Raw genomic sequence first — 2,714 nt, 5'->3', positions numbered from 1 at the left:
GCCAGCGTTCATCCTGAGCCAGGATCAAACTCTCCGTTGATGTATCTACAGACACAACCAGCACACCCCGGAAAAAGGAGCACACTGATCGCACTAAATTTGAAACCAGCTAAAAAAACCATCCAACCACCACAGGGGCGGCAGCCAGATGACAATCTCAACCAATAAATAATATCGGTATCGACAAAACTTGGCACACTATTGAGTTCTCAAACAACAGACGCATCCAGCCAAACCAAGGAAAACAACTCCCCGATCCACACCGAAGCAACTTTACTAACCTACTCGCCCTGATCTTCTCTGTCAAACCGGCCGATTCTCAGTGGCTTTTTGGTCTAAAACCTGACTTCCGAGCCGAAGCTCGGTCTGAAACCGTCCGGCTGACTTCATCGATCAGCGCGGAAATAAACATTACCACCATGATTGAGCAGAAACAAAACCCGGTTTTGCGGAGGCCTCCGGAGGATCTTCCACCCCCTGAACTTCCGCGGAAATCCGGGGTTTTTGGACACTTCAGGACGGCCGACCGGATGGCGTCCGGCTGATTTGCCCTTGCCCCATTTCGAGTGAGCTATCGCATACTCTTATCAGGGACCAAATACAGCACAGCCATTGGTGGGACGGTCAGCACCGCAGAGGCCGGTTGGCCGCCAAAGGCACCTTCCTGGGCGACGACCTTTTCGCCGTTGCCAACGCCGGACCCGCCGTACTCCTGAGCATCGGTATTGAGAACCTCCCGCCAGTTCCCGGCCCAAGGCAATGCGAGGCGGAAATCGTGGTGCGGATTGCCAGCGAAGTTTGCCAGGCACACCAATGGGTTCCCTTGGGTGTCCCAGCGGGTGAAGGAAAGGACGTTACGGCTGCCGTCGCTTGCATCGATCCATTCAAAGCCGGCCGGATCATTATCCCGGGCATAGAGTGCCGGCGTGTGGCGATAAACGTCATTGAGGGAACGGACCAGCAGCTGCACGCCGCGGTGCTGGGGGCTGTCGGTGAGCCACCAGTCGAGTCCGTGCTGCTCCGACCACTCTGCCTCTTGGCCAAACTCGGTACCCATGAAAATCAGTTGTTTACCGGGATGTGCCCACTGGTAAGCCAGGTAGGCACGGACATTGGCCAACTGCTGCCAACGGTCACCCGGCATCTTGCGCAGCAGCGATCCTTTTCCGTGCACCACCTCGTCGTGGCTGATGGGCAGCAGGAAACTTTCCGTAAACGCATACACCAGCGAGAAGGTCGCCTGGTTGTGGTGATACTGACGGTTCATCGGATCTTCCGCCATGTAGTTCAACGAGTCATGCATCCAGCCCATATTCCACTTCAGGCCGAAACCAAGTCCTCCGGAGGAGGTGGGACGGGTGACGCCGTCGAAAGCTGTCGACTCCTCTGCGATCATGGCAATCCCGGGCGCACGACGGTAGGCAGTGGCGTTGACTTCCTGGAGGAAGGCGATGGCTTCCAGGTTCTGGTTGCCGCCGTGCCGGTTTGGCCGCCACTGGCCGCCTTCCCGTGAATAGTCGAGGTACAGCATGGAAGCAACCGCATCCACGCGTAAACCGTCGATGTGGTACTCCTCAAGCCAGTAAAGCGCGTTCGCGACGAGGAAGTTGCGGACCTCCGAGCGGCCGTAATCGAAGATCAGTGTGCCCCAGTCGGGGTGTTCACCGAGCAGAGGATCGGCATGCTCATAGAGCGCCTCGCCGTCGAATTTCGCCAGTGCAAACTCATCCTTGGGAAAGTGCGCGGGGACCCAGTCGAGGATGACGCCAATACCTGCCCGGTGCAGTTCATCCACCAGGTGCCGGAACTCGTCCGGATGGCCAAAGCGTGATGTCGGCGCAAAGTACGAGGTGACCTGATACCCCCAGGAGCCGCCGAACGGATGCTCTGCGACCGGCATGAACTCAACGTGGGTGAAGCCCTGCCACTGGACGTATTCGACCAGTTGTTCGGCGAGCTCCCGGTAACCAAGACCGAGCCGCCAGGATCCGAGATGGACCTCGTATGCGCTCATCGGCGAATTGTGCGGGTCTCGCTGGGCGCGCTGTTCCATCCACTTCTGGTCGCTGAACTGGTAGGTGGATTCGATCACTTTCGATCCGGTCAGCGGCGGCACTTCCGTCCCATAGGCCATCGGATCAGCCTTCTCGCGCCAGTGACCGTCCTTGCCCAGGATTTCGAACTTGTAGCAGTCCCCCGCGGAGGCGCCCGGTATGAAGAGTTCCCAGATGCCGGAAGTTCCCAGCGAGCGCATCGCATGCGTCAGGCCGTCCCAGTTGTTGAAGTCGCCTTTGATCCGGACGGCTTGGGCATTTGGCGCCCAGACCGAGAATCCGACGCCGTTGATCTCGCCCAGCGCAGACGGGTAGCGCCGGATTTGCGCGCCCAAGGCAGTCCAGAGAGTCTCGTGCCGGCCCTCGTTGACGAGATGAATATCCATCTCCCCCAAGGTCGGCAGGAAACGGTAGGGGTCGTCGACCGTGGTAGGGGCGCCGTCGTCGTAGGTTACTTCCAGCCGGTAGTCAGGGATATGGCCGGGCTCTTCCGGCTCCATGGCGCCGACCCAGATCCCGCCCGCTTCATGCGTGAGCGGCAGCCGGGCAGTCGCGGTGACGACGGAGACTTCCCTGGCCAGCCGGCGGAGTGTCCGGAAGGTGACCGTCTCAGTGCCGGCAGAACCGGCGGCCGTGCCGGCAGCGGCAGAATCCGCGGCT

1 protein-coding gene and 1 rRNA gene (1 of these 2 running past the window's edge) are annotated in these 2,714 nt (G+C 59.6%); both read right to left on the bottom strand.

The features are described 5' to 3' along the window. A 16S ribosomal RNA gene (locus tag Y707_RS0113545) occupies positions 1-40 on the bottom strand (its annotated part extends 1,039 nt beyond the left edge of the window); the annotation flags it as partial. Between the two features lie 531 nt (positions 41-571). Continuing rightward, on the bottom strand, positions 572-2,714 hold a 2,143-nt coding region (gene glgB / locus Y707_RS25995; RefSeq protein ID WP_081744866.1), incomplete at its 5' end, for a 1,4-alpha-glucan branching protein GlgB.

This window comes from Arthrobacter sp. H14, assembly GCF_000520495.1.
Lineage (GTDB): Bacteria > Actinomycetota > Actinomycetes > Actinomycetales > Micrococcaceae > Arthrobacter_C.
The sequence above is the reverse complement of the archived record's forward strand: the minus strand, read 5'-3'. Positions and strand labels throughout refer to the sequence as shown.